23 protein-coding genes, 1 tRNA gene and 1 other RNA gene (1 of these 25 only partly in view) are annotated in these 26,947 nt (G+C 36.7%); 13 read left to right on the forward strand and 12 right to left on the reverse strand.

The window, feature by feature from the left end:
* The first annotated feature begins 12 nt into the window (after positions 1–12).
* Both ppk1 and B3I52_RS02340 read left to right on the forward strand, forming a co-directional pair.
* Positions 13–2,055: a polyphosphate kinase 1 gene (gene ppk1 / locus B3I52_RS02335; RefSeq protein ID WP_293298193.1), complete on the forward strand. Its 2,043-nt coding sequence runs from the start codon at positions 13–15 to the stop codon at positions 2,053–2,055.
* A 2-nt stretch (positions 2,056–2,057) separates the two neighbouring features.
* Positions 2,058–2,936, forward strand: coding sequence for an exopolyphosphatase (locus B3I52_RS02340; RefSeq protein WP_293298196.1), 879 nt, complete (start codon positions 2,058–2,060; stop codon positions 2,934–2,936).
* A gap of 103 nt (positions 2,937–3,039) precedes the next feature.
* Here the strand turns inward: B3I52_RS02340 and B3I52_RS02345 are convergent, their stop codons facing one another.
* The 7 genes from B3I52_RS02345 to B3I52_RS02375 form a co-directional block, all read right to left on the reverse strand.
* Positions 3,040–3,921: a bifunctional 5,10-methylenetetrahydrofolate dehydrogenase/5,10-methenyltetrahydrofolate cyclohydrolase gene (locus B3I52_RS02345; protein WP_293298199.1), complete on the reverse strand. Its 882-nt coding sequence runs from the start codon at positions 3,919–3,921 to the stop codon at positions 3,040–3,042.
* A gap of 87 nt (positions 3,922–4,008) precedes the next feature.
* A complete protein-coding gene (gene lepA, locus B3I52_RS02350; RefSeq protein WP_293298202.1) occupies positions 4,009–5,796 on the reverse strand; it encodes a translation elongation factor 4 in 1,788 nt (595 codons plus the stop codon).
* A gap of 257 nt (positions 5,797–6,053) precedes the next feature.
* Positions 6,054–6,470 (reverse strand): hypothetical protein, encoded by a 417-nt coding sequence (locus tag B3I52_RS02355; protein WP_293298205.1) that lies wholly within the window; start codon positions 6,468–6,470, stop codon positions 6,054–6,056.
* 54 nt (positions 6,471–6,524) lie between these two features.
* Positions 6,525–7,295: a copper homeostasis protein CutC gene (locus B3I52_RS02360; protein ID WP_293298208.1), complete on the reverse strand. Its 771-nt coding sequence runs from the start codon at positions 7,293–7,295 to the stop codon at positions 6,525–6,527.
* Between the two features lie 45 nt (positions 7,296–7,340).
* Complete coding sequence (locus B3I52_RS02365) at positions 7,341–8,357, reverse strand: N(4)-(beta-N-acetylglucosaminyl)-L-asparaginase (protein ID WP_293298211.1); 1,017 nt, start codon at positions 8,355–8,357, stop codon at positions 7,341–7,343.
* An 8-nt stretch (positions 8,358–8,365) separates the two neighbouring features.
* Positions 8,366–9,166 (reverse strand): nitrilase family protein, encoded by an 801-nt coding sequence (locus B3I52_RS02370; RefSeq protein ID WP_293298214.1) that lies wholly within the window; start codon positions 9,164–9,166, stop codon positions 8,366–8,368.
* A gap of 23 nt (positions 9,167–9,189) precedes the next feature.
* A complete protein-coding gene (locus B3I52_RS02375; protein WP_293298217.1) occupies positions 9,190–10,335 on the reverse strand; it encodes a methionine aminotransferase in 1,146 nt (381 codons plus the stop codon).
* 195 nt (positions 10,336–10,530) lie between these two features.
* On the opposite strand from B3I52_RS02375, the gene B3I52_RS02380 reads away from it, so the two are divergent.
* The 4 genes from B3I52_RS02380 to B3I52_RS02395 all read left to right on the forward strand — a co-directional run bounded on the left by B3I52_RS02380 (position 10,531) and on the right by B3I52_RS02395 (position 13,955).
* Positions 10,531–11,232 (forward strand): queuosine precursor transporter, encoded by a 702-nt coding sequence (locus B3I52_RS02380; protein ID WP_293298219.1) that lies wholly within the window; start codon positions 10,531–10,533, stop codon positions 11,230–11,232.
* A gap of 55 nt (positions 11,233–11,287) precedes the next feature.
* Positions 11,288–11,986, forward strand: coding sequence for a DUF421 domain-containing protein (locus tag B3I52_RS02385; RefSeq protein WP_293298221.1), 699 nt, complete (start codon positions 11,288–11,290; stop codon positions 11,984–11,986).
* A 69-nt stretch (positions 11,987–12,055) separates the two neighbouring features.
* A complete protein-coding gene (locus B3I52_RS02390; protein WP_293298222.1) occupies positions 12,056–13,273 on the forward strand; it encodes a sterol desaturase family protein in 1,218 nt (405 codons plus the stop codon).
* Positions 13,266–13,955, forward strand: a complete 690-nt coding sequence (locus B3I52_RS02395) for a lysoplasmalogenase (protein WP_293298224.1) — start codon at positions 13,266–13,268, stop codon at positions 13,953–13,955. The genes B3I52_RS02390 and B3I52_RS02395 overlap by 8 nt, the downstream gene beginning before the upstream one ends.
* Before the next feature lie 69 nt (positions 13,956–14,024).
* Here the strand turns inward: B3I52_RS02395 and zwf are convergent, their stop codons facing one another.
* The 4 genes from zwf to ffs all read right to left on the reverse strand — a co-directional run bounded on the left by zwf (position 14,025) and on the right by ffs (position 18,225).
* On the reverse strand, positions 14,025–15,533 hold the full coding sequence (gene zwf / locus B3I52_RS02400) for a glucose-6-phosphate dehydrogenase (RefSeq protein WP_293298226.1): 1,509 nt from the start codon (positions 15,531–15,533) through the stop codon (positions 14,025–14,027).
* A 116-nt stretch (positions 15,534–15,649) separates the two neighbouring features.
* The gene (gene gndA / locus B3I52_RS02405) at positions 15,650–17,068 is read right to left on the reverse strand and encodes an NADP-dependent phosphogluconate dehydrogenase (RefSeq protein WP_293298228.1); all 1,419 of its coding nucleotides are present in this window, start codon (positions 17,066–17,068) and stop codon (positions 15,650–15,652) included.
* A 288-nt stretch (positions 17,069–17,356) separates the two neighbouring features.
* Complete coding sequence (gene fsa / locus B3I52_RS02410) at positions 17,357–18,016, reverse strand: fructose-6-phosphate aldolase (protein WP_293298231.1); 660 nt, start codon at positions 18,014–18,016, stop codon at positions 17,357–17,359.
* A gap of 109 nt (positions 18,017–18,125) precedes the next feature.
* Positions 18,126–18,225, reverse strand: an RNA gene (gene ffs, locus B3I52_RS02415) — signal recognition particle sRNA small type.
* Positions 18,226–18,642: 417 nt separating this feature from the next.
* On the opposite strand from ffs, the gene rpsO reads away from it, so the two are divergent.
* The 7 genes from rpsO (at position 18,643) to B3I52_RS02450 (ending at position 26,847) form a co-directional block, all read left to right on the forward strand.
* The gene (gene rpsO, locus B3I52_RS02420; RefSeq protein ID WP_293298234.1) at positions 18,643–18,927 is read left to right on the forward strand and encodes a 30S ribosomal protein S15; all 285 of its coding nucleotides are present in this window, start codon (positions 18,643–18,645) and stop codon (positions 18,925–18,927) included.
* A gap of 115 nt (positions 18,928–19,042) precedes the next feature.
* Positions 19,043–21,184, forward strand: coding sequence for a polyribonucleotide nucleotidyltransferase (gene pnp, locus B3I52_RS02425; RefSeq protein ID WP_293298236.1), 2,142 nt, complete (start codon positions 19,043–19,045; stop codon positions 21,182–21,184).
* Between the two features lie 49 nt (positions 21,185–21,233).
* Positions 21,234–21,464 (forward strand): hypothetical protein, encoded by a 231-nt coding sequence (locus tag B3I52_RS02430; RefSeq protein WP_293298238.1) that lies wholly within the window; start codon positions 21,234–21,236, stop codon positions 21,462–21,464.
* A 96-nt stretch (positions 21,465–21,560) separates the two neighbouring features.
* Positions 21,561–22,232 (forward strand): ribulose-phosphate 3-epimerase, encoded by a 672-nt coding sequence (gene rpe, locus B3I52_RS02435; protein WP_293298241.1) that lies wholly within the window; start codon positions 21,561–21,563, stop codon positions 22,230–22,232.
* Between the two features lie 5 nt (positions 22,233–22,237).
* Positions 22,238–24,676, forward strand: coding sequence for a TonB-dependent receptor (locus B3I52_RS02440; protein WP_293298244.1), 2,439 nt, complete (start codon positions 22,238–22,240; stop codon positions 24,674–24,676).
* A gap of 149 nt (positions 24,677–24,825) precedes the next feature.
* Positions 24,826–25,893, forward strand: a complete 1,068-nt coding sequence (gene serC / locus B3I52_RS02445) for a 3-phosphoserine/phosphohydroxythreonine transaminase (RefSeq protein WP_293298246.1) — start codon at positions 24,826–24,828, stop codon at positions 25,891–25,893.
* Between the two features lie 3 nt (positions 25,894–25,896).
* Complete coding sequence (locus B3I52_RS02450; protein WP_293298249.1) at positions 25,897–26,847, forward strand: D-2-hydroxyacid dehydrogenase; 951 nt, start codon at positions 25,897–25,899, stop codon at positions 26,845–26,847.
* Between the two features lie 66 nt (positions 26,848–26,913).
* On the opposite strand, the gene B3I52_RS02455 is transcribed toward B3I52_RS02450, so the two are convergent.
* Positions 26,914–26,947: transfer RNA gene (locus B3I52_RS02455), tRNA-Ser, on the reverse strand; it runs 160 nt beyond the window's last position.

Consider the following 26,947-nt stretch of genomic DNA (forward strand, 5'->3'; position numbering starts at 1 on the left):
GTAATTAGCCCAATGACCAAAAAGAAGTTTCCATTTTTAAATAGAGAAATAAGTTGGCTGTATTTTAACGAACGCGTGTTGCAAGAAGCGGCAGATGAAACTGTACCTTTAATAGAGCGTATTAGGTTTCTTTCTATTTTTTCTTCTAACCTTGATGAGTTTTATAGGGTAAGGGTGGCTTCTTTAAATCGTTTGGTTAACTTAAACGATAAAGCGAAGGCCTTGTTGGGCTTTAATCCCAAAAAAGTATTAGAAGAGATTAAAAACCTTGTAGTAAAGTTAGAGCGTCGTTTCGAAACACTTTTCCAACATACTTTAATTACAGAACTGGCCCAAAAACGAATTTTTATACTTAATCATACGCAGCTTAACGTAGCAAGAGGAGAGTTTGTTCGTCAGCATTTTAGGGATAAAATTCTATCGAATTTAGTGCCAATTATGATTGATGTAAACAAGCCTTTTCCTGAGTTAAAAGATAGGGCCTTGTACTTCTTCGTTCAGCTTTCCAATAACTCGGGCAAGAATAAAAAATATGCTATTCTAGAGCTTCCCGATAACATTTCAAGGTTTTTAGTGCTTCCAGAAACCAACGATTTAAAGTTTATCATCCTTTTAGAGGATATTATTAAATATTGTTTGGATGATATTTTCTATGTGTTTAACTATTATGAAATACAGGCTTATTCTATTCAGTTAACGAGAGATGCCGAATTGGATATAGACAAAAATATCAGTGATAAATTTATTGAAGAGCTTAAAAAAAGTATAGATAAGCGCAAGCGTGGCAAACCTATGCGGTTACTTTACGACAGTGATATGCCCTTGGAAATGTTGAGCTTTTTGGTAAGTAAGCTAAAGGTTGGTGCCGATGGGCTGATACCCGGTAATAAATACCATCGTTTTGGAGATTTTATTGCTTTTCCGAATGTGGGCGATAAAAGTTTAGAATACCCTGCAACCGTACCGCTTAAAATTAAGGGCTTACATAGAACCGAAAGCCTGTTCAAAAAAATAGCGGAGAAAGACTATGCCGTACATTTGCCCTACCAATCGTTCGACTATATTATTCTTTTTCTACGCGAAGCCGCAATAGATCCAAAGGTTACAGAAATTAACATCACTTTGTACCGCTTGGCCGAGAACTCAAAAGTAATTAACGCTTTAATTAATGCCGCTAAAAATGGCAAAGTGGTCAATTGTTTTTTAGAGTTGAAAGCTCGTTTTGACGAAAGTGCCAATATTTTTTGGACAAACCGCTTATTAGAGGGCGGCGTAAATGTAAATTATGGCCTAACAGATTTTAAGGTACACTCTAAAATTTGCCTGATAAAACGTGTAGATAAAAGGAAAGTAACTTATTATGCCAACCTGTCAACAGGTAACTTTAACGAAAAAACGGCACGTATTTATTGCGATCACAGTATTTTTACCGCAAAAAAGGAAATTACTTTAGAGCTTTTAAAACTGTTTAATGCGCTAAACAAAAAAACTGTTGCAAAAGGTTTTAAACATCTTATTGTTTCGCCAATAGACTCTAGAGTTAAACTGTACAGCCTAATTGAAAGAGAAATTAAGCAGGCCAAAGCAGGCAAACCAGCTTATATTCTTTTTAAAGTAAATAGCTTGGCAGATGAAGGCATTATTGAGAAATTATACGAAGCGAGCAACGCTGGAGTACAAATTCAGCTTATTGTAAGGGGAATTTGTTGTTTAGTTCCGGGTATAAAAGGCTTTAGTGAAAATATTACGGTAATTAGTATTGTAGATAAATTTCTGGAGCATGCCCGTGTTTTTATTTTTGGTAAGGACAACATGTTTCTTTCTTCTGGCGATTTAATGTCACGCAATTTTGAACATAGGGTAGAAGTGGGCTTCCCGGTATTGGATAAAGATATTAAAGAAGAAATACAAGATATTATTAACCTGCAATTACAAGACAATGTAAAGGCTAGGATTATTAACAAGAACAATGATAATCGCTATCGTAAAAATAACGCTAATACTAAGGTTAGGGCACAATTTCAAACTTACAATTATCTAAAAAACAACTACTAATAATGTTAAGATACGCCGCCATAGATATAGGCTCAAATGCAGTACGCTTATTAATTGCCGATATTAACCAGCATGAAAAAGGAAATGGCTTTAAGAAAAACACCTTAATACGGGTTCCGTTACGTTTAGGCGACGATGCTTTTTTAGAACAAAAGCTATCTGATAGAAAAATTGACGATTTGGTGAAAACGATGATGGCTTTCAGGAATTTGATGGATGTTTATCAGGTTAAAGCCTATTTGGCCTGTGCTACCTCTGCCATGCGTGAAGCAACAAATGGAAAGCTGGTGATCGAAAAAATTAAAGCACTAGCCAATATAGACATCGAAATTGTAGAAGGGCAACGCGAAGCCAGCATTATCTACTCAAACCATATCGAAGAAAATTTAGATATTAAAAAAAGCTATTTGTATATAGACGTTGGTGGCGGTAGTACCGAACTCTCTATTTTTGTAAACAAGCAACCTGTCGCTTCAAAATCATTTAATTTAGGCACTATTCGCATACTTGATAACCAAGATAAAGAAGAAACCTGGAACGAGATGAAAGAATGGATTAAGAAACATGCCAAGGATTTAAAGCAAATGGCAGGTATTGGTACAGGGGGAAATATAAACAAGCTGTTTAAAATGAGTGGCGAAAAGGAAGATATGCCCTTAACTTTTTTGAAGTTAAAAAGCATGTATAACGATTTAAGTGGTTATTCGTTAAAAGAGCGCATTTCTATTTTAAAATTAAATCACGATAGGGCCGATGTAATTATTCCGGCGTGCGAAATTTATTTAACGGTAATGAAATGGGCCGGTATTAAACAAATTTTTGTACCTAAAGTAGGTATGGTAGATGGAATTATCAATTTGCTAATTGAAGAAAATCTCTGAGAAACTGTTTAAGGAATAACATACGTTCTGTTAAAAATTAAACAGTTTCTGGAACTGTAAAAAAAACTTCTGCTTGTAAGCAAGCGGCCATAAAAACGCAAGTTTATGGATAAATTTCTTTTCTGGCCGATGCCAATGTGTTTTTAAGCAAACCTACAATAGTCATTAAACCAACCCCACCCGGAACTGGCGTAATATAGGAAGATTTAGGTGCTACATTTTCAAAATCTACATCGCCATAAAGTTTAAAGCCAGATTTAGTTTCAGTAGAACTCTCTCTGTTAATACCTACATCAATCACAATAGCGCCTGGTTTTACCATATCGGCAGTAATAAAGTTCTTTTTACCAATAGCAGCAATAATAATGTCGCCTTGCAAAACTTGCTCCTTTAAATCTTTAGTTCTACTGTGGGTTAATGTTACCGTACAGTTGCCCGGATTGGCATTACGGGCCATTAAAACACTCATAGGACTGCCTACAATGTTGCTTCTGCCAACTACCACGCAGTGCATTCCGGTGGTATCAATATTATAAGCGTGCAACATTAACAAAATACCGTAAGGTGTAGCCGGAATGTAGCAAGGCAAATTACGCATCATTCTACCTAAGTTAATAGGGTGAAAACCATCTACATCTTTCTTCGAGTCAATGGCTTCGGTAACTTTCTCCGGATCGATATGCTTAGGCAAAGGTAATTGCACAATTAGACCGTCAACATCAGCATCAGCGTTAATTTCTCTAACCTTGTCCAAAAGTTCGGCTTCGGTTACAGTATGATCATAACGATATAAAGAAGATTTAAAGCCAACTTTCTCGCAGTTCTTCATTTTGCTAGCCACATAAGTTTCGCTACCGCCATCGTTACCCACTAAAATGGCAACCAAATGAGGCTTTCTGCCTGTGTCTGCTAAAAATTGCGCAGCTTCTTCCGCTATTTGTACTTTAACTTTTTCTGATACGTATTTTCCGTCTAATAATTGCATATGAGATATGAGGTGTAAGATTTGTGATATGAGATGTAAGATTGCGAACTATGTCTCAAATCTCAAATCTAATTACTAAAATCTAAATTAATCTAATTTTAAAACAGCCATAAACGCCGTCTGTGGAATTTCTACGTTACCCACCTGGCGCATACGCTTTTTACCTTTTTTCTGTTTCTCTAATAATTTACGTTTACGAGAGATATCACCACCATAACATTTCGCAGTTACATCTTTACGTAAAGCACTTAAAGTTTCTCTGGCAATAACTTTAGCACCAATAGAAGCCTGTATTTTAATTTCAAATTGCTGGCGAGGGATCAACTCTTTCAGTTTCTCGCAAATCTTTTTACCAAAGTCGTAGGCATTGCTACGGTGAATTAATGAAGATAGCGCATCTACTGGTTCTTCGTTCAGCAACATATCTAAACGCACCAAATCAGATTTTCTGTAACCAACTTGATGGTAATCGAAAGAAGCATAGCCTTTAGAAATGGTTTTCAACTTATCGTAGAAATCAAATACAATTTCGCCCATTGGCATTTCAAAAACCAGCTCAACCCGGTCAGAAGTTAAATAAGATTGATTTACAATAATGCCTCTCTTTTGGATACATAGCGACATTACCGGACCAACAAACTCGGCCTTGGTGATAATATTTGCTTTAATAAAAGGCTCTTCAACTCTATCTAGCTTACTTGGGTCTGGCAAATCTGATGGATTGTTTACCACAATTTCATCGCTTTTAGTAGTATAAGCTTTGTAAGATACGTTGGGAACCGTGGTAATTACCGTCATGTCGAACTCACGTTCTAAACGCTCTTGAATAATCTCCATGTGCAGCATTCCTAAGAAACCACAACGGAAACCAAAGCCTAAAGCCGCAGAACTTTCTGGCTCAAAAACAATAGAAGCATCGTTTAATTGCAGCTTATGCATTGCCTCGCGTAGTTCTTCGTAATCTTCGGTATCTACCGGATAAATACCCGCAAATACCATTGGTTTCACCTCTTCAAAACCTTGGATCGCTTCTAAAGATGGCCTGCCAACCGTAGTAATTGTATCGCCCACTTTTACTTCGCGGGCTTCTTTAATGCCCGAAATGATATAACCTACATCACCTGTTTTAACCGAGTTTCTTGGCGACATTTCCAGCTTCAAAATACCTACTTCATCTGCTAAATATTCTCTACCAGTATTAATGAATTTTACTTTGTCACCTTTTTTAATTTCGCCATTTACTACTTTATAGTAGGCAATAATGCCCCTAAAAGAGTTAAAAACACTGTCGAAAATCAAGGCTTGTAACGGTGCCTCTGGTTCGCCAACTGGCGCAGGCACGCGGTCAACAATAGCTTGTAAAATATCAGGAATGCCCATACCCGTTTTACCAGATGCAGGGATAATTTCTTCACGTTTACAGCCAATTAAATCAATAATTTGATCTTTTACTTCTTCTGGCATGGCACCAGGTAAATCCATCTTATTTAAAATTGGAATAATTTCCAAATCATGTTCTAAAGCCAAATAAAGGTTAGAAATGGTTTGTGCCTGTATGCCCTGAGAAGCATCCACAATGAGCAATGCCCCTTCGCAGGCAGCAATAGAACGCGAAACTTCGTAAGAGAAATCTACGTGTCCGGGAGTGTCAATTAGGTTAAACACATACTCTTGACCATCTAATTTATAGTTCATCTGTATGGCATGGCTTTTAATGGTAATGCCACGCTCACGTTCCAAATCCATATTGTCCAACAACTGCGCTTGCGCTTCACGCTGCGAAATGGTATTGGTATATTCTAATAAACGGTCGGCCAAAGTACTCTTACCGTGGTCTATATGTGCAATTATGCAGAAATTACGTATATGCTTCATCTTTGTGCAAAGATAGTTTTTTTAAGCAAATTTTAATGGGCAATAAATAGGAGCAAAATATTAATTGGAAAAGCATTTGTCGTTGTTCTTTTGTACCAATACTCCGGCTTTTCGTTATTATCTTTTTGTTATCATTTCTACAAAAAACATCGTAAGTTTTCAAAACTTACGATGTTAAGCAATTCCTACTCCAAAAAGGATAACCACTTCAATCCGGTTTATTACACAAAAACCTTTGCTATTATCGAAACGAAGAATCACTGCTCGTTAACCACCTTCATCCTCGAAAATGGAAAACCGTTGCAGCCTTTTTTTGGATTTTTTCTATCAGCAGTGGCAGTTTGTTCTGCTTCTATATCAGTTTTGGCTTTATAAGAAGTAAGGCAAAATCCCCATTGCCAAGGTGCCATACCCTCAAAAGTTATCAAATCTATACGAGTATATTTGCTTTCATCAGCTTTGTGGCCAGAGCCATTCTTAGCAATTAGGTATTGCTTTTTTTCATTCCACTTAATAATATGGTATTTGATGTTTGGATGTTGTATCCAAAGTGTATCGTTAATGGTGTATTTGATGCCGTAGTCATCTGTAAAATTTCCTTTTGCAAAACTCGGGGCTGTATTTTGCGACCATGCAAAAACGGGAGATAATAAAAAAAATAGAACTAATCTCATTTTAAAGATGTTTAATAACAGTTAAAAAAACATTTCAATTTTAAAAAGGCTTTTTCATAATTCTTTCAATATTCTAGACAATTCCTTTACCTTGGCAACATCTGTTTGTTCATGGCTAAACTCATCAGCATCTTTACCGCCCATTTTACTTGCTTCGTTCCTAAATTGCATTTTACTTTCTACAACTGATTTAGCTGTTGTATGAAAGCTTTTAGCAGCAGTAATTTTTGTTATTTCCGAAATATTATGAGCGTTAATTCCAGCTCCTGGCATAATTTCAATTCTTCCATTTGCCTGTAAAACCAATTTTGCCAATTCATTTGCGCCAACAAAAGCATTTTCCTTTCCGCCAGAAGTTAAAATTCTTACAAAGCCTAAAGCAATAATAGTTTCTAAAGATTTACTTAAATTGTTGCTCATGTCAAAAGCTCGATGAAATGCTACAGGCATAGGAGAGGCCGCTGCTATAACTTTGGCACAACGCTCTTCATCAATACTTCCATCTATATTTAGTATTCCTGTAACTATGCCATGGCAACCTATTTTTTTACAAAAAAATATGTCTTCTAAAACACTTTCATATTCTGCATCCGTGTAAAGGAAATCTCCACCTCTCGGACGCATTAGCGGCCAGACTTCGATACTAAGGTTTTCGACACACCATTTAATTTGTCCGTAGCTTGGTGTAGTGCCGCCTTCGGCTAAATTGGTACAAAGTTCAATGCGGTCTGCACCGCCTTGTTCTGCCGCAATAGCCGATTGGATAGAATTGGCACAGATTTCTAACCCCAAACCCCTAAAGGGGCTTTTGTTATTATGATTCATAATTATATCATCTAGTTATTAAGTCCCCTTTAGGGGATTTAGGGGTTAATAGTAACTTTTGCCTTTAACAATTAAATCTTGTTTTTGGTTATCGCAAACTGCAAAAGTAAAGCCTTCTTGTATCGCATAAGCACCGTAATCTCCGTTTTTATTGATGGCCAAAAAGCCAACTTGTAGGTTTTTGGCGCTATCTTTCTTCTTTTTGATAATCCGCATTACTGCTTCTTTACAAGCTTCTTCGGGCGAATAGCCTTGACGCATCAACTCTACTACTAAAAAAGAGCCTACATTGCGCACTACTTCTTCGCCAACACCCGTTGATGTTGCTCCACCAATTTCATTGTCAATATATAAACCAGCTCCAATAACCGGACTGTCACCTACACGGCCGTGTAGTTTATAAGCCATGCCACTAGTAGTGCAGGCACCAGCTAAGTTTCCATGAGCGTCTAAAGCCAACATGCCAATAGTGTCATGATTATACTGATTGCCGGGTAGTTTTTCTGGCGCAGCTTGTTGATAGGATTGGTTCTCAATATTGCTTACTGGGCTGTATTTTGCTGTTTTTAGCCATTCTTTCCATTCTTTTTTACTGAGGTTGGTTAGTAAGTTTTCAGCTTTAAAACCTTGTTCTAAAGCAAATTGTAAGGCTCCATCTCCAGCAAGTATTACATGAGGTGTTTTTTCCATTACTAAACGTGCTACAGAGATAGGATGTTTGATGTTCTGAAGTGCCATAACCGCACCGCAGTTGCCATTATGATCCATTATGCTGGCATCTAGGGTAACAATGCCATCTCTATCTGGACGGCCACCATAGCCCACAGTTTGATTTTTAACGTCAGCCTCTGCTACTTTAACGCCATTTTCTACCGCATCTAAGGCATTACCATTTTTACTTAAAATTTTCCATGCATCGGTATTTGCCGCTACGCCAAAATCCCAGGTAGCAATAACAATAGGTTTGTTTACACCACTATTTTTAATAGTGCAGGCTTTGCTTAATGCTACGGCAGCGGCAGATAGCGCAGTGGTTTGTATAAATTTCCGTCTGTTGTACATCCACTATGTTAGTTGATGTCAAAATCGTCAGAATCTTTCAAAAAAGGAAATTGTCTCCTAATTTTTTCCAATTCTGTATAATTAATGCTGAAGGTATATAGGTCTTCGTCCTCAGGTTTGTAATAAACGGTATTGCCAAAAGGATCTATGCACATCGAATGTCCACTGTGGTAAATTTGGTTGCCATCGTGACCAACACGATTTACGCCAATTACATAGCTTTGGTTTTCGATAGCTCTTGCATGAATTAAGGCTCTCCAATGCGAAGAACGTTTGTCTGGCCAGCTTGCTACTAACAGTAGCAGGTCGTAATTTGGGTTTTTATTGCGTAGCCAAACAGGGAAACGTAAATCGTAGCATATTGCTAATCTAATTTTCCATCCTTTTAGTTCTACAATTACAGGCTCGCTTCCGGCCGTAAAATGTTTGTCTTCTTCACCTAGACCAAAAAGATGGTGTTTGTCATAATGCTGATATTCGCCATCGGGTTTTACCCAAACCATGCGGTTGTAATATTTTCCGTTTTCTTTGATAATTAAACTTCCTGTTACTACACAATCGTAATGGGCAGCAGTATTTTTTATCCATTGCATGGTTTTGCCATCCATTTCTTCTGCCATTTCTTTAGCACGCATGGTAAACCCTGTATTAAACATTTCTGGCAATACAATTAGATCGGTTTTTTCACGCACACCGCTTTGTAAGCGCAAACCTATATTTTGCAAATTCTTGTCAATGTTTTCCCAAAATAAATAGGCTTGGAAAATTGTAATCTTTAGGTTTTTAATATTGAGGTAATGTGGTTCCATTAGCGAATTGTTATTATTTCTATCTACAATTTTTTTAATTTCTCTACCGCTTTTTCTAAGGTGTTATTTTCTTTGGCAAAACAAAAGCGCAATACTTTATAATCTAAGTTTCTGGTATAAAATGCTGATACAGGAATAGATGCAACACCAAATTCTGTTACTAATTTATGGGCAAAATCATTGTCTTTTTCGTTGCTAATATTTTTATAGCTTACACATTGAAAATAAGAGCCTTTGCAGGGCAGTAGTTCAAAATTAGTTTCACGAAGTAAGTGCTGAAAATAATCTCTTTTCTGCTGAAAAAAAACGGGTATTTCTGGATAGATATTGGTTGTTTTTAAATAATTAGCGATGCCTACTTGCATAGGAGTACTAACGCTGAAAACATTAAATTGGTGCACCTTTCTAAATTCGGACGTTAATTTAGCAGGAGCGAGGCAGTAACCTATCTTCCAGCCGGTGGTATGTAAAAGCTTACCAAAAGAAGCTACAATAAAGCTTCTTTCTGCCAACTCGGGATATAAAGCTACACTTTGATGTTGTTGTCCGTCAAAAATGATATGCTCATACACTTCGTCGCTTAAAATTAGGATGTCGGTATTTTTTGTTAACTGGATCAAAGCATCAATATCTTCTTTTTGTAAAATACTGCCGGTTGGGTTATGTGGCGAATTGATGATGATCATTTTGGTGTTCGCTGTAAAAAGCTTTTTTACCATTTCCCAATTTATTTTGTAATCGGGTGCTTGTAGCTCAAAAGGTTTTGCCACGCCACCTAATAACTTTATGGTAGGTGCATAGCAATCGTAAGCAGGTTCAAAAATAATCACCTCATCACCATCGGTAATAAAAGTGCTAATTGCTGTAAATATGGCTTGTGTGCCGCCAGCTGTAATGGTGATTTCTGTTTCTGGGTTATACTTCGCATTATAAAAATGCTCGATTTTTTCAGCAATTAACTCTCTTAAAGATAACAGGCCGGGCATAGGAGCATACTGGTTAAACCCATCTGTCATGGCTTGGTATATGGCCGATATTAGTTTCTCGTCTGTACCATAATTTGGAAAGCCTTGCGATAAATTAATGGCTTGATGATCTGTGGCAAGTTTAGACATTACCGAAAAAATGGTGGTGCCAACAGCAGGTAGTTTAGAGTTAATAGTTGTCATCTGTTTACGAAAATAGCTAAAATTGTTGTAGTTTTTAAGTCACAGACGTACAGCTCGAAACTATTTTTTTTGTTTATTGTAATTTTTGTGCCTCTGTGACTAAATTATTTTTTTATTTTAGTTGCTATGACATATAAAACCAAAGAAAGCAGACTATTATTGATCTTGGGAGCATTTTTCGTTGCAAACACTCTTATGTCGGAGTTTATTGGCGTGAAAATTTTTTCTGTTGAAGGTGTTTTAGGCATAAAAAAGTTTGACATCAACCTATTTGATGTGCCTAACCTCTCTTTTAATATGTCTGCTGGTGTACTTACTTGGCCAATTGTTTTCATCATGACAGATATTATTAACGAATACTTTGGTGTTAAGCAAGTACGTTTTTTTTCTATATTAACAGCTATTTTAATTGGTTTTGCCTTTTTTGTAGTATGGATGGCCATAAAACTAGAGCCTGCAGACTTTTGGTTAACACAAGAAGTAAATGGGCAACAATTAAGTATGCCACTAGCTTTTGATGCTATTTTTGGGCAAGGAATGTGGATTATTGTTGGCTCTATCACCGCCTTTTTATTGGGGCAAATGGTAGATGTATTGATTTTTCATAAAATAAAGAAATTTACAGGCGAAAGGGCTCTTTGGTTAAGGGCCACTGGTTCCACCGTATTTTCTCAGTTAATAGATAGTTTTGTGGTTATTTTCATCGCTTTCTATCTTAATCCACAATACCATTGGAGCTGGCAAATGGTGGCGGCAATTGGTTTGGTGGGTTACACCTATAAATTTATAATTGCCTTGGCAATGACTCCTATATTGTATATAGTTCACGGAATTATTGATAGGTATTTAGGGAAAGATTTAGCCCACAGAATGATTAAGATGGCCGCTAGAGGTTAATCCTTAATTTTAAACAAAACATCTTTTCTTACGTTTTATACCTAAACCTAGAAAGATGGCAAGTAACTTAAAAGAAGTAGAGCAAATTTTAATGGGCAATGAAGACTGGAGTTTCATTCCCGAAATTATGTTTCGTACTTTACTGATGTACCTTGTAGTACTTGTTAGTTTGCGTGTGTTGGGTAAAAGAGGAGTTAAACAACTTTCCATTTTCGAATTGGTGGTCATTATTAGTTTAGGTTCGGCCGCTGGTGATCCTATGTTTTATCGAGAAGTAGGTATGTTATCGGCAATAGCAGTTTTCATAGTAGTAATTATTGCCTATAAAACCACCTCGTACTTTGTAAACAAAAGCAAGAAATTTGAAATACTTTTAGAAGGTAAATGCACTTGCTTAATTGAAAATGGTAGATTTACTATCGAAAACTTCAAAAAAGAAACATTGGCGCAAGATGAGTTTTTTGCAGAGCTACGGCAAAAAAATGTTTCGCATCTAGGGCAAGTTAAATTGGCAATTTTAGAAACCACAGGAAGTATCAGTGTTTTTTACTACAAAGAAAATGAGGTAAAATATGGGTTGCCCATATTACCGGCTTTATTTGCCGATAAACATCAGGAAATTAAGTATAAAGATTACTATTCTTGTAGTTTCTGTGGGTTAACAAAACTTTTGGAACCAAGTGTTAAAGCTATCTGTACGTGCTGCGAAAAAGATAAATGGGTAAAATCATTAAATATTTTGAGAGTTACCTAACCTAGTGATTTTATTTTATTTCGTTTAATTTACTTACTTGTTTATCAAATAAATAAGTAAATTAGGGCAATGAAGACCAATTATATTGCCCTCTCGGTGCCCATTTTCTTTATCCTTATAGGTATTGAACTAGCCTATACTTTTTATAAGAAACTAAAATATTATCGATTAAACGACTCTATTTCCAATCTTAGTCAAGGAATTGGTTCTCAATTGGTTGGCTTGTTTATGAAATCAGTGCTTTTTATGGGCTACTTGTACATTTATGAACATTGGCGCTTATTTGAAATTGCCAATACCATTTGGACATGGATTATCCTTTTTATTGGGGTAGATTTCTTTTATTATTGGTTTCATAGAATGAGCCACCAAGTTAATGCGTTATGGGCAGCACATATTGTACACCATCAGTCCGAAGAATATAATTTAACGGTAGCTTTACGTCAGTCGTGGTTTCAGGGATGGTTTTCGTGGGTTTTCTATCTTCCTTTGGCATTAGTTGGCTTCGATCCTTTAATTTTTCTTACGCTAAGTTCGTTTAACACGCTTTATCAATTTTGGATACATACCCGTACCATTAAAAGTATGGGGTTTTTAGAGTATATTTTAAACACACCTTCGCATCATCGGGTGCATCACGGTTCTAATCCAAAATATATTGATAAAAACCACGCAGGTACATTAATTATTTGGGATAGGTTGTTTGGTACCTTTCAAAAGGAAGAAGAAGAGGTATATTATGGCATTACAAAACCTTTAGCAAGTTGGAATCCCATTTGGGCAAACTTACACTATTGGCAAGATTTAATTGAAACGGCAAAAAAATCGGATAGTATTACCGACAAAATAAAAGTGTTTTTAAAGCCCCCTGGCTGGTTTCCCGAAAAATTGGGAGGTTTTCAATCGGCACCAGAAATAGATGTAGTTAATTATAGAAAGTTTCATACCGAAACTGCTTTTAAAGTAATGATTTATGCAGTTTTGTTGTTTTTGGCAGCCTTGGCTTTAGGTTCATATCAGTTATTTTATTTTGATAAACTGACTTTGTGGCCTAACATTTTAATTGCTGCCCTTTCTATTTTAAGCATGATCACTTGTGGTGCATTATTAGAGAAAAAGCATTGGTTTGTAGTGGTAGAGTGGTTGCGCTATTTTTTAGGGGCTTTTACACTCTGTTTTATGTATCAACTAGATTTTAATATAAACTGGTTGATGGCATTGTTTGCCTTTCATTTTTTGATGTTTGTTTATTTCCTTTTCATTAAATCTGAATATAAAAATGCTTAAAAAATACCCTCAATTTACTTTTGCCTTTGCAATTATTTTTTTCGCCGAGCTTTTGGCGGTAACTAATAATTTAAAGGAAATTAGGCTGGTTACAAAGCCATTAATCACCTTGTCGTTAATGTTATTCCTTTATTTTACAATAAAGCGTAAAAGCAGGTTTACAGGTAAAATAATAACGGGTTTGTTTTTTTCGCTATTGGGCGATGTATTTTTACTTTTTGTAAACAGCAACCAGCTTTATTTTATGTTAGGTTTGGGCTCTTTTCTCATTGCACACCTGTTTTATATTGCGGCTTTTTATTTAGATAGTACCAATAAAATGGAAGTACAACAAAGATATATTTTGCCAATTTTTATGGTGTTCGGCTTCTTTTGTTTGTCGTATTATTACTTGTTGCACCCTCATTTGGGCAATATGAATATACCTGTGCTAGTGTATTCATTTGTAATTACCCTAATGGGTATAATGGCAGCATTAAGGTATGGCAAAACCAATTTTAAAAGTTTTGCATGGATTTTAACAGGCGCTATTTTCTTTATTGTTTCAGATTCGGTTTTAGCTTATAATAAATTTGTAGAACGATTAGAAATAGGAGATTTACTAGTGATGGCAACCTACATGTTGGCGCAATTTTTAATCACAATGGGCACCGTAGAAAGAAAGTTTGTTAAGGTTAACTGATTTTTTAATAGAAATGGCAGAGAAAAAGCTCTCTGCCAAGTATTTTGTGTAGTTAAATGTTTTTATTAGTTAATTTTTAATTGGCAAAGTAAACCAATGAAAACCATCTTTAGCAATTAAGGCTTCTGCCTCTTCTGGACCCCAGCTATCGGCAGCATAATTAGGAAAGCTCAATGATTTTTTATTTTCCCAAGAATGTATAATAGGCATTACCAGCTCCCAAGCTGCTTCAACCTGATCGCCACGCATAAACAAGGTTTGATCTCCAGTCATCGCATCTAGTAACAAGGTTTCGTAAGCTTCGGGCGAATCGTTTTCGTAAGTACCTTTGTAATTAAACACCATATCTACAGGGTTTAGTACCATATCTAAGCCTGGGCGTTTAGACTGTACTTGTAACCTAATGCTCATTTCTGGTTGAATACTAATGATAAGCCGGTTTTGTTGCCATGTTTCGGCTACGTTATTAGAGAAAATATGATGAGGAACATCCTTAAACTGAATAGTAATGATAGAGGAAGTTTGGTTCATTCTTTTGCCTGTGCGCAGGTAAAAAGGAATGCCCTGCCAACGCCAATTGTCAATAAAGAATTTTACTGCAGCAAAAGTTTCGGTGTTAGAGTGGCTATCTACTCCTTTTTCGGTACGATACCCAGGTACTTCTTTTCCTTCAACCCAACCCTTGCTATACTGACCACGAACGGCATGTGAACTAATTTCTTCTGGTTTAAACGGACGAACTGCTCTTAATACTTCCACTTTTCTATCCCTAATCTCATCAGCATTGAAAGAAATAGGAGCTTCCATAGCTACAATTGATAGTAACTGTAACAAATGGTTTTGAATCATGTCACGTAAAGCACCTGCGCCTTCGTAATAACCACCTCTATCGCCAACGCCTAATTGTTCTGTTACCGAAATTTGAATGTGTTCAATGTAATTTCTATTCCACAAAGGCTCAAATAATGAATTGGCAAAGCGAAAAGCCATCATGTTTTGAACCGTTTCTTTGCCTAAATAGTGGTCAATTCTATAAATTTGTTTTTCGGTAAATATACCGCTTAGCAATAGGTTTAATTCTTTAGCACTATCTAAATCATTACCAAAAGGTTTTTCAATTACAATACGACAATTGTCTTCGTTTCCTGTTAAATTGTATTGATGCAGGCATTGTGCAATTAACGAAAATAGGTTAGGAGCCACTGCCAAATAAAAAATTACTTGTGTTTTTTCTCCAAAATCAGCCTGATATTTCTCTATTTCAACTTTAAGATTTTCGAAAGTTTGTTGAGATTTGATATCGATAGCGCTGTAATGAATATTTTTGCTGAAAACATCCCATTTATCGTTTACTACTTTTCCGTTTCTAGAAAATTCGTTAACACTGTGCAGCAGCTCTTTTTGGTAATCTCCGTCGGTAAATGCGGTTCTGCCGGTACCAATAATCGAAAATTTGGCAGGCATATAACCTTCGGTGTATAAATTATATAAAGCAGGGGCTAGCTTGCGTTTATTTAAATCGCCAGTGCCACCAAATATTACAAATATGGTTGGATTAAGTTTACTTGCTTTTTTCATTTTTTAAAGCTTTTATTATGCTTTATTTTTTGCCACAGATGCACAAATTTATTTGATAAGTATTATTAATCGTTGTATCTGTAGTTGTTTATTTTTAACTTTTGAATTTCTACTTTTTAACTTAATTTATTCCATTCTGCGTGAAATACACCTTCGCTATCGATGCGCTCGAAGGTGTGTGCTCCAAAATAATCTCGTTGTGCTTGGATTAAATTCGAGGGCATTCTGCCAGTTTTTAACGTATCGAAATAAGTAATTGCAGCAGCAAAACACGGTACCGCAATACCGGCACTAATAGCCGAGGCAATTACATTTCTGGTGTCTTTTAATCCGCTTTGAAGTTTTAATTGAATAGCTGTGTCTTGATACAAATGTGGTAAATTGGGTTGTTTTTGATAAGCCTCGTAAATGTCTTGTAAAAACGCTGCACGAATGATACAGCCACCTCTCCAGATTTTGGCAATTTCGGCCATATTTAATTCGTAGCCATATTCTTGCGAAGCTTTGCTTAACAGGTGCATGCCTTGTGCATAGGCAGAAACCATGGCAAAATAAAATGCTTGTTCTAATTGGGTTTCAAAGCTTTCGTTATTTTCAAGGGAAGTAGCTTTGCCAAAAGAGTTTTCTAATGCTACACGCAAATCTTTAAGTTTAGAGAGGTTTCTTGCCGCTACAGAAGCATCAATTGTATTTAAAGGAACTTCTAGATCCATTGCAATTTGTGAGGTCCATTTGCCGGTACCTTTAGATTTTGCCTGATCTTTAATTTCATCTACTAATAGATTGTCAGTTTTTTCGTCCTTAAATAAAAATACATCCTTGGTAATTTCCATTAAGAATGATTTCAAGCGGCCGTTATTCCATTTTTCGAATACTTGTTGAATTTGCTGGTTATTATAACCTAGGCCATTTTTAAGAATGTCATAAGTTTCTGCCAACAATTGCATAATGGCGTACTCGATACCATTGTGTGTCATTTTAACGAAATGACCGGCTGCACCGGGGCCAATGTAAGCCACACAAGGTTCACCGTTTACTTTCGCAGCAACGGCTTCTAACAAATCTTTTACCACGGTATAAGCCGCCTTTTCGCCGCCAGGCATTAAGCTAGGACCAAAACGTGCACCTTCTTCGCCACCAGAAATTCCCATCCCAAAAAAATGCAATCCTTTTTCTTTTAGCTCTTTAGATCTTCTGTTGGTGTCTGTATAATAGGAGTTTCCGCTATCTATAATAATATCGCCTTCGTTTAATAATGGTGTTATTTCGGCAATAACATCATCAACAATTTTGCCAGCAGGAACTAATAAAATAACGGTTCTTGGCGATTGAAGGCTATTAATGAAGTCCTCTACTTTAGCAAAACCCTTTAGATTATGGGCTTTGCCTTCTTCTTCTAGCAAGGCAAGCATCTTCTCACTTTTATCGTGGCCAGTTACCGAAAAACCATGATCTGCCATGTTCAGTAATAGGTTTCTACCCATAGTTCCTAAACCAATCATTCCGAAACTGTAGGTGTTATTAGAGTTATTCATGTATATGGTGTTTATTATTTTTTGATATCTTATTTCCTAAAGCTTCAATGCTTTTTTAGCTAAGGTTTTGCTCCAAATAAAATACAGGACTAATTTACTAAGAATTAACGTTTTTTAGCCTTAAAAGATTTTTTGAGCAATTGAAAAATACCATATGTAAGTTCTTGATAGCTGTTAAAGACTTAATATACATCAACTTAAGGTAGAGGTGCTGTGAAAAATAAAATTAAACCAAAAAGCCCTCATCATTTTCGATAAAGGGCTTTTCTTTTGCAATGTTTTGGGTGTTTATTTTCCGCTAGCCTTAGCATGGTCTGCCAAGAAAGTTGCTAAACCATTATCAGTTAATGGGTGTTTTAGTAAACCTGTAATAGCCGAAAGAGGTGCAGTAATTACATCTGCGCCAATTTTAGCACAAGCTACAATGTGTAACGGACCACGAATAGAAGCAGCTAATATTTGCGTTTCATAGCCGTAATTATCAAAAATTAAGCGAATATCTTCGATTAAAGTTAAGCCATCAGTAGAAATATCATCTAGTCTGCCTAAAAATGGAGATACATAAGTTGCACCAGCTTTTGCCGCTAATAATGCTTGGGCAGGAGAGAAGATCAAAGTACAGTTAGTTCTAATTCCTTTACTGCTGAAATATTTGATAGCCTTTAAGCCTTCTTTAATCATCGGTACTTTAACCACAATTTTAGGGTTCAGTGCAGCTAATGCTTCTCCTTCTTTAACGATGCCTTCGTAATCGGTAGCAATTACCTCAGCACTTACATTATCATCAACAATTTCGCAAATTGCTTTGTAATGGTTAATAATGTTTTCGTCACCAGTAATGCCTTCTTTGGCCATTAAGCTAGGATTAGTGGTTACGCCGTCTAAAACGCCTAAATCTTGGGCTTCTTTAATTTGATTTAAATTGGCGGTGTCAATAAAAAATTTCATGTTGTTTAATGCTATGTATTGGTCTAAGGGTTAATGTTGGGATACCTGAATAATATAATCCCCTTCAGTGTTTATTCCGATTTTATCGGATGGGGTATAAGGGGAGTAAAAAGGGCAAGCAACTTCTATCGCATCGCTACAACCTTCTACCCTTGCTTTGTTCCCAACCTGGGGGAGTTCAAAAGGAGCTGATCGTAGAAGACTTGCCCGGCACAAAGGTAGCAAAAACACCTAGCTTACAAAACTAAATTTCATATATTTATAAGCTATTGTTTTACAGTGTTTTTGTTGCTTTTTTAGGTGTAAAAGTGGTATTGGTAGTTTTATGAAGTGTGCTATTTTTTAACGTCTTTGAGTAATAGAGCAATAAGTTAAACGGAATGATAATTATTGAATAGGAGTTCTGGGGTAAGTAAATTACCTTGCGTACTAGAGATGATGCTTAAGTCCTATTGTTCTATCTTTTTTAAATCGCTTGTTTTTTAATCCTTTGGCTATTGTTTTTCAAATGGATATACCAATTCAACAATTTGAAAATTAATCAATTCAACCATTTTTCAAATCAGAAAAATACTTTATCTTTGCGCACAAATTAATTAATTTAAAAACTTTAATATTATTCAAGAATGTATTTAAGTACAGAAAAGAAAGCCGAAATTTTTGCAAAACACGGCGAAGTTGCAACCAACACAGGTTCTGCAGAAGGTCAAGTAGCATTGTTTACTTATCGTATTGCCCACTTAACAGAGCACTTGAAAAAAAATCGTAAAGATTTTTCTACACAGTTAGCACTACAAAAATTAGTAGGTAAACGTCGTGGCATTTTAGCTTATCTTTACAAAAAAGATATTACCCGTTACCGTGCTATCATCAAAGCTTTATCGCTTAGAGATATCATTAAATCTGTGTAATGTTATAAAAAAGCCATCACCAACAGGAAGATGGCTTTTTTAATTTGATACTCGAAAAAATAAATATAAACTCGATCTGTTCGAAAGAGGAAAAACAGATCACAACAACAATTAGATGAATGTAATAAAAAAATCGTTCGATTTGGGCGATGGAAGAATTGTAGAAATTGAAACAGGTAAATTAGCAAAACAAGCTGATGGTGCTGTAGTAGTTAAAATGGGCGATACCATGTTGTTAGCAACAGTAGTATCAACGGTAGGTGCTAAACCAGGTACCGATTTTTTACCTTTATCGGTAGATTATCAAGAAAAATATGCTGCTACTGGTCGTATTCCAGGAGGTTTTTTACGTCGTGAAGCAAGATTATCTGATTACGAGGTGTTAATCTCTCGTTTGGTAGATAGAGCTTTGCGTCCGTTGTTCCCTTCAGATTATCACGCTGATACACAAGTGATGATTTCATTAATTTCTGCTGATAAAAATATCATGCCCGACTGTTTAGCTGGTTTAGCGGCATCGGCAGCATTGGCAGTTTCTGATATTCCTTTTAACGGTCCAATATCTGAAGTGCGTGTAGCAAAAATTGATGGAAACTTAGTAATTAACCCTTACGCTAGCGATTTAGAGCGTGCAACTTTAGAATTTATGGTTGCTGGTTCTGCTAACGATATCGTGATGGTAGAGGGTGAGTGCGACGAGATCCAAGAAGAAGAAATGGTTGAGGCATTGAAATTTGCTCACGAGGCAATTAAAGTTCAATGTGCTGTACAGGTTGAATTAACCGAAGCTACAGGTAAAACAGTTAAACGTACATATAGCCACGAAGACCACGATGAAGCTTTAAAAGAAAGAATTTATGCAGAAACTTATGACAAAGTTTATACTATTGCTAAATCTGGTTTAAGCAAAGATGAGCGTTCTGAAAGCTTTACTGCTATCATTAACGAGATTTTGGATGCGTTCCCAGAGGATACCCCAGATTTAACTAAAGCATTGGCTAAACACTATTACCATGATGTACAGTATGACGCTGTTCGTGCTTTATTGTTAGACGAAGGTATTCGTTTAGATGGTCGTGCAACTACACAAATTCGCCCAATTTGGAGCGAAGTAGGTTATTTGCCAGCAGCACACGGTTCGGCGGTATTTACACGTGGCGAAACCCAATCGTTAACCTCGGTTACTTTAGGTAGCAAAGACGACGAGCAAATGATTGATGGTGCTTTCATCAATGGTTACAACAAATTCTTATTACACTATAATTTCCCTGGTTTCTCGACTGGTGAGGTTCGCCCTAACAGAGGCGCTGGCCGTAGAGAGATTGGCCACGGTGCTTTAGCGCAACGTTCGTTGAAAAAAGTATTGCCAGAAGGTGCTGAAAATCCTTATACTATCCGTATCGTATCTGATATTTTAGAATCTAACGGTTCTTCGTCAATGGCTACGGTTTGTGCGGGTACATTGGCATTGATGGATGCAGGTATCAAAATTAAATCGCCGGTATCAGGTATCGCAATGGGTTTAATTACCGATGAGAAAACTGGAAAATATCAAATCCTTTCAGATATTTTAGGTGATGAAGATCACTTGGGAGATATGGATTTTAAAGTAACAGGTACAGAAAAAGGTATTGTTGCTTGTCAAATGGATTTAAAAATCAATGGTTTGTCTTATGAGGTTTTAACAAAAGCTTTATTGCAGGCTAAAGATGGTCGTTTACACATCTTAAACGAGATGAAGAAAACCATCGCTGCACCTAACGAAGATTACAAACCACATGCACCACGTATCGTTTCTCTAACTATCGAGAAAGAATTTATTGGCGCTGTAATAGGCCCAGGTGGTAAAATTATTCAAGAAATGCAACGCGAAACTGGCGCATCTATCTCTATTGAGGAGGTTGATAACAAAGGTATCGTAGAGATTTTTGCTGATAATAAAGCTGCTATTGATGCAGCAGTTTCTCGTATTAGAGCTATTGCCGCTAAACCAGAAATTGGCGAAATTTACCAAGGTAAAGTAAAATCTATTATGCCATTTGGTGCATTTGTAGAAGTTATGCCAGGTAAAGATGGTTTGCTACACATCTCCGAAATTTCTTGGGAACGTTTGGAAACTATGGATGGTGTGTTGAAAGAAGGGGATAAAATCGAGGTTAAATTATTAGACATCGATAAACAAGGTAAAATGAAACTTTCTCGTAAAGTGTTGTTGCCTCGTCCACCGAAACCAGAAGCTTCAGCTCCGCAAGGATAGCCTCCAAATCTCCTAAAGGGGAATTTGAAATACATAAACCCTTTCAGTTTTGCTGGAAGGGTTTTTTTATTGGTTTATTTTCGCAGTTCTTTTGTATCTTGCAGGGATGGAATTGGATAAGCATAAAAATAAAGTAGAAGAGCCGAAAGCCGATTACAAAAAAGCGGAAGAGAGCTTGCTACGCAAGGCTTTGTCTAGTTCTTATACAGAACGGTTTCATGCCATGACACAGATTGATGAAATTGAATACGGTACTAAAATCTGCAAAAATTGTCCATAAAAAATAAATAAGAATCCGTCGTTGCGAGGCACGAAAAACTATATAGAAAGATTGCTTCGTGCCTCGCAACGACGATAAAAGAAGATAACCATATAAATGAAACACCTAATTGCCCCATCTATTTTATCGGCAGATTTTGCCAACTTACAACGTGATGTAGAAATGATTAACGAAAGCCAAGCAGATTGGTTTCATGTAGATGTTATGGACGGCGTTTTTGTGCCGAATATTTCTTTTGGCTTTCCGGTAATTACAGCAGCAAAAAAATATGCTAAAAAGCCATTCGATGTGCATTTAATGATTGTAGATCCGGATAGGTACATTGCTGAGTTTGCTAAGGCAGGAGCAGACATTATTACCGTACATTATGAAGCTTGTACACATCTACACCGTACCATTCAGCTAATAAAATCGGTAGGCTGTAAAGCAGGGGTGGCTTTAAATCCGCATACGCCAGTAAACTTATTGAAAGATGTACTGCATGATTTAGATTTAGCCTTGATAATGTCGGTAAATCCGGGTTTTGGCGGACAAGCCTTTATTCCTCAAACCTTAAATAAGGTAAGAGAGCTTAAACAAATGGCTTTGCAAACTAATCCTAATTTGTATATCGAAGTTGATGGCGGAGTGGGCATTCATAATATAAGTTCGTTAATTGAAGCTGGTGCAAATGTTTTTGTGGCTGGTAATGCGGTGTTTGCGGCGCAAAGTCCAACGCAGATGATTGCCGATTTAAAGCAAGTTAAGGCTTCTGTTCTACATAGTTAATTTTAATGACGAAAAAAGCTCTTTTCTCTCTGCTGCTAATCATTTCATCGTTTTCGCTTATAGCGCAACAATCGGTAGTTAAAGTTACTGGCGTAGTTTACGACGAAAAAAATCAGCCTTTGCCAAAGGTAACCGTTTCTTTAGTTGGTTTGGCAGGGAGTGATATTACCGACGAGCAAGGAAAATATACCATACAGTCTCGTTTATCTAACTTTAGCCTGCGTTTTAAATTAGTAGGCTATCACATCGAAACCATGAGGTTTAGCGAACAAAGAGGTACAGAAATTCAAAAAAATGTAGTTTTAAAACCCGATATAAAAGCGCTCAAAACAGTTAATGTAACCAATAAGCAAAACCAATTGAACAATGCGCAAAGTGTTAATGTTGTTGATATAACAAGCTTGCCTACGGTTTCGATGAATTTTGAAGCTATTTTAAAAACCTTGCCAGGCGTTTCTACCAATAATGAGCTGAGTTCGCACTACAGCGTTCGTGGGGGTAATTTCGATGAGAATCTCATCTATGTAAACGATATCGAAATAAACAGGCCTATTTTGATTAGAAACGGACAGCAAGAAGGCTTAAGCTTTATCAATCCAGATTTTGTGAGCAGTGCTCGCTTCTCGGCTGGCGGGTTTAATGCAAGATATAACGATAAACTGTCGTCTGTTTTAGATGTAAAGTATAACAAGCCTGATAGTAACCAATACATTTTAACAGCCGGTTTAATGGGGATATCGGCTACAGCCAAAACAGCGTTTAAAAATAGTCATCTACTATTGGGATTTAGAAGAAAAGATAACAGTAGTATTTTGGCCACTCAAGATACTAGAGGAAGTTATAGGCCAAGTTTCAACGACTTGCAAGCGTTGTATCAATATAATTTCAACTCTAAATTCAGCATTAATACCTTGTTAAACTTTAATTCTGGTAGCTTTAGGTTAGTGCCAGAAAGCAGAGAAACACAATTTGGCACCATAAACACGCCCATACGCTTAAAGGTAGATTACGAAGGTCAAGAGATTGATGATTATTACACTTATGGTGGTGCGGTAACCGGGATATATAACCCAAGTAGTGCGCTTGCTATCAAGTGGATAAATAGTTATTTCGAAATTATAGAACGCGAAAAGTTTGATATTGATGGCAACTATGTTTTCGAGGAAATAGATAATAATTACGATGGAGGCTTTGGTCCGGTGCGTAAAAATAGGGGCTTAGGAAGCTATTACAACTATGCCCGCAACAGTTTAAACTCTATCATTGCCAGTACCGAACTTAAAGTAGAACACCATGCCGGTAAGCATAGCTTTACTTATGGGGCTAGGTTAGAACAAGCCAAGTACGCAGATCAAATGAACGAATATAACTACATCGATTCTGCAGGTTACATTCTACCATCTAACTCTAATTCGTTTACATTTGAGAATACCATTTTTTCGAATAACAACCTTAAAATAAATACTATTTCTGCTTATTTACAAGATAGTTACGCCGTTTCTAATCAAATAGATGTACAGTTTGGTACGCGGATAAACTATAATAATTTAAGTGGCGAGGTTTTGGTTAGTCCAAGATTTTTAATGTTGTACCGACCAGAAGAATATCAGTTATGGCGGTTTACGGCAGGTATTTACCAACAGTCGCCAAGCTACAGAAGCATCAGAACTTTGGATGGGTCGCTGTTTCTGAACCAAAAATCGCAACGTTCCTATAACGTTTCTGCAGGTTACGATTTTGCCTTCACCGGACTGGGAACTAGAATGAAATTTACTTCGGAAGTTTATTACAAGTACGCAGACAGGATGATCCCTTACACCATCGACAATGTGCGTATTAAATATTTGGCAACCGAAACAGCAAAAGGACATACCATTGGTGCCGATTTTTCACTAGGTGGCGAGCTAATTAAAGATTTGATGTCGTTTTTTAGAATTTCTTTCCTGAGTGCAAACCAAGATATATTAGGGGATAGTTATGTGAAAAGAAATGCAGCAGGACAAAATGAAACTATATATCCCGGTTATTTAAGAAGACCCACCGACCAACGCGTAAACTTCTCCATGTTTTTTCAAGATCGCTTATTTAGAAGTCCAACGTATAAAGTACACCTAAATTTGTTGTATGGTTCTAGGCTGCCAATAGGTGCCCCGCAAATAGCAACCTATACCGATAACTTTAGCATCCCAGCTTACCGTAGGGTAGATATTGGTTTTTCTAACGATTTCTTAGATGCGCAATTAGCAAAAAAGCCTCAATTTTTGAGTAGATATTTTAGTTCGGTTATTGCTTATGCAGAGGTTTTTAACTTGCTAAACATCAATAATACCGTTTCTTACTTGTGGCTTAAAGATGTAAGTAATGTAAACTACGCCATCCCAAATTATTTAACGGCAAGGCAGTTAAATTTTAAACTGATTTTTAAATTGAAGAGTAAATATTAGTAAGTTAATTTTGCATCATTATTAGATAATATACTATTGTCTGTTTTTTCTTTTTCTCAAACGTTTGTCATGTTAGTTATTTAGTTGATAAAAAAGCCGAATAATTAATGTCAAAATGTTAATTTTGCTGGCAATAAAAATCAATAAAAATGAGACATAATTTTGGAGCTGGTCCATGTATTTTACCGCAAGAAGTTTTTAAGCAGGCTTCTGCCGCAGTACTAGATTTTAAAGACGGTTTATCAATTCTAGAAATCTCCCATCGCTCACCAGAGTTTGATGCAGTGGTGGCTGAAACCTTAAAATTGGTAAAAGAACTTTTAAATGTACCTTCCGGATATTCCGTGCTATTATTACAAGGCGGAGCAAGTTTGCAATTTTCTATGGTACCACAAAATTTATTACCAGAAGGAGGAACTGCTGCTTACTTAGATTCGGGCGTTTGGGCAAGCAAGGCCATTAAAGAAGTGAAACACTTTGGTAAAGCTAACGTGGTGGCTTCTTCAAAAGAGGCAAATTACACGTTTATCCCTAAAGATTATGTAATTCCAGCAGACAGTGCTTATTTCCACTACACCTCTAACAATACCATTTACGGCACAGAATTATTCGAATTACCTGTAACAAAAGTGCCGGTAGTTTGCGACATGTCATCAGACATTATGAGCCGCGAAATTGATGTAACTAAATACGATTTGATTTATGCCGGAGCACAAAAAAATATCGGCCCTGCTGGTTTAACCGTTGTTATCATTAAAGACGAAATCTTGGGTAAAACAGACAGGTCAATCCCTTCAATGTTAGACTACAAATCGCATATAGATGGTGGTTCCATGTACAACACCCCGCCAGTATTTTCTATCTATACAGCAATGTTAAACCTAAGGTGGTTAAAATCTAAAGGAGGCGTTGCTCAAATGGAGAAAGAAAATATTGCAAAAGCAAATGCTTTATATGCCGAAATAGATAGGAACACGTTGTTTAAAGGAACCTGTGCTGTAGAAGATCGTTCGCGTATGAACATCTGCTTCGTAATGGAAGATCCAGAATTGGAAAAACCTTTTGCAAAATATGCAGATGAAAACGGCTTTGAAGGTTTAAAGGGACATAGGAGCGTTGGCGGTTTTAGAGCATCAATGTACAATGCGCTGCCAATTACAAGCGTACATGCGCTAATAGATTTAATGCAAAGTTTCGAAGAAAAACACAAAAAATAAAAAATGGCTAGAATACTTGCCAATGATGGCATAGATCCGATAGGAAAAAAATTATTAGAAGATGCAGGTTTTACCGTGGATACCCAAACAGTGCCACAAGACCAATTTATAGCAGCTTTACAAAATTACGATGGTTTAACGGTAAGAAGTGCTACCAAAGTTAGAAAAGACGTGATTGATGCTTGCCCTAACCTAAAATTAATAGGTAGAGGAGGCGTTGGTATGGATAATATCGATGTGGAGTATGCACGTTCTAAAGGTATTACCGTAGTAAACACCCCAGCGGCTTCGTCTTTATCGGTGGCAGAATTAGTTTTTGCCCACTTGTTTACTGGTGTGCGTTTCTTGCAAGATGCTAACCGTAAAATGCCAGTAGAAGGTGCTGTTAAATTTAACGACCTTAAAAAAGCGTATGCAAAGGGTATCGAATTAAGAGGTAAGACCATTGGTATTATTGGTTTTGGTAGAATTGGCAGAGAAACTGCGGCAGTTGCTTTAGGTTTAGGAATGAACGTATTAGCTTACGACCTATTTCCTTTTAGTGGCAATATTACCTTAAACTTAACTTTAGGTATTAAAGTTGATATTCCGGTAACTACGGTTTCTTTAGAAGAAGTAATTGCCAATAGCGATTTTATCTCTTTACACACGCCATTTGCTGATAAACCAATTTTAGGTGCAGCCGAGTTTGCAGCCATGAAAAATGGTGTAGGCATAGTAAACTGTTCTCGTGGTGGAACTATCGATGAGCCGGCTTTAATTGAAGCTTTAAATTCGGGTAAAGTGGCTTTTGCGGGTTTAGATGTGTTCGATAACGAACCAACACCAGCGGCAGCGCTTTTAGCTCACCCTAAAATTTCATTAACACCGCATATTGGTGCTTCAACCAACGAAGCTCAAGAGCGTATCGGTACAGAATTAGCTAATCTGATCATCGATTACTTTAAAAGCTAAGCGATATTTCAATAAACAAAATAGCCCACGCCTAAAATTCGTGGGCTATTTTGTTTATTTGTTTTTTGGCGGAGAGCGAGGGATTCGAACCCCCGGACCT

The sequence above is a fragment of the Pedobacter sp. UBA4863 genome, assembly GCF_002399615.1.
Lineage (GTDB): Bacteria > Bacteroidota > Bacteroidia > Sphingobacteriales > Sphingobacteriaceae > Pedobacter.

What these genes read in the sequence shown, in the direction of transcription:
- fsa (WP_293298231.1), bottom strand. Translation starts at nt 18,016, where the DNA reads ATGAAATTTTTTATTGACACCGCCAATTTAAATCAAATTAAAGAAGCC.
- serC (WP_293298246.1), top strand. Translation starts at nt 24,826, where the DNA reads ATGAGACATAATTTTGGAGCTGGTCCATGTATTTTACCGCAAGAAGTT.
- rpe (WP_293298241.1), top strand. Translation starts at nt 21,561, where the DNA reads ATGAAACACCTAATTGCCCCATCTATTTTATCGGCAGATTTTGCCAAC.
- B3I52_RS02365 (WP_293298211.1), bottom strand. Translation starts at nt 8,357, where the DNA reads ATGTACAACAGACGGAAATTTATACAAACCACTGCGCTATCTGCCGCT.
- rpsO (WP_293298234.1), top strand. Translation starts at nt 18,643, where the DNA reads ATGTATTTAAGTACAGAAAAGAAAGCCGAAATTTTTGCAAAACACGGC.
- B3I52_RS02355 (WP_293298205.1), bottom strand. Translation starts at nt 6,470, where the DNA reads ATGAGATTAGTTCTATTTTTTTTATTATCTCCCGTTTTTGCATGGTCG.
- pnp (WP_293298236.1), top strand. Translation starts at nt 19,043, where the DNA reads ATGAATGTAATAAAAAAATCGTTCGATTTGGGCGATGGAAGAATTGTA.
- B3I52_RS02340 (WP_293298196.1), top strand. Translation starts at nt 2,058, where the DNA reads ATGTTAAGATACGCCGCCATAGATATAGGCTCAAATGCAGTACGCTTA.
- B3I52_RS02450 (WP_293298249.1), top strand. Translation starts at nt 25,897, where the DNA reads ATGGCTAGAATACTTGCCAATGATGGCATAGATCCGATAGGAAAAAAA.
- lepA (WP_293298202.1), bottom strand. Translation starts at nt 5,796, where the DNA reads ATGAAGCATATACGTAATTTCTGCATAATTGCACATATAGACCACGGT.
- B3I52_RS02380 (WP_293298219.1), top strand. Translation starts at nt 10,531, where the DNA reads ATGTCGGAGTTTATTGGCGTGAAAATTTTTTCTGTTGAAGGTGTTTTA.
- B3I52_RS02375 (WP_293298217.1), bottom strand. Translation starts at nt 10,335, where the DNA reads ATGACAACTATTAACTCTAAACTACCTGCTGTTGGCACCACCATTTTT.
- zwf (WP_293298226.1), bottom strand. Translation starts at nt 15,533, where the DNA reads ATGAAAAAAGCAAGTAAACTTAATCCAACCATATTTGTAATATTTGGT.
- B3I52_RS02440 (WP_293298244.1), top strand. Translation starts at nt 22,238, where the DNA reads ATGACGAAAAAAGCTCTTTTCTCTCTGCTGCTAATCATTTCATCGTTT.
- ppk1 (WP_293298193.1), top strand. Translation starts at nt 13, where the DNA reads ATGACCAAAAAGAAGTTTCCATTTTTAAATAGAGAAATAAGTTGGCTG.
- B3I52_RS02390 (WP_293298222.1), top strand. Translation starts at nt 12,056, where the DNA reads ATGAAGACCAATTATATTGCCCTCTCGGTGCCCATTTTCTTTATCCTT.
- B3I52_RS02370 (WP_293298214.1), bottom strand. Translation starts at nt 9,166, where the DNA reads ATGGAACCACATTACCTCAATATTAAAAACCTAAAGATTACAATTTTC.
- B3I52_RS02345 (WP_293298199.1), bottom strand. Translation starts at nt 3,921, where the DNA reads ATGCAATTATTAGACGGAAAATACGTATCAGAAAAAGTTAAAGTACAA.
- gndA (WP_293298228.1), bottom strand. Translation starts at nt 17,068, where the DNA reads ATGAATAACTCTAATAACACCTACAGTTTCGGAATGATTGGTTTAGGA.
- B3I52_RS02395 (WP_293298224.1), top strand. Translation starts at nt 13,266, where the DNA reads ATGCTTAAAAAATACCCTCAATTTACTTTTGCCTTTGCAATTATTTTT.
- B3I52_RS02360 (WP_293298208.1), bottom strand. Translation starts at nt 7,295, where the DNA reads ATGAATCATAATAACAAAAGCCCCTTTAGGGGTTTGGGGTTAGAAATC.
- B3I52_RS02385 (WP_293298221.1), top strand. Translation starts at nt 11,288, where the DNA reads ATGGCAAGTAACTTAAAAGAAGTAGAGCAAATTTTAATGGGCAATGAA.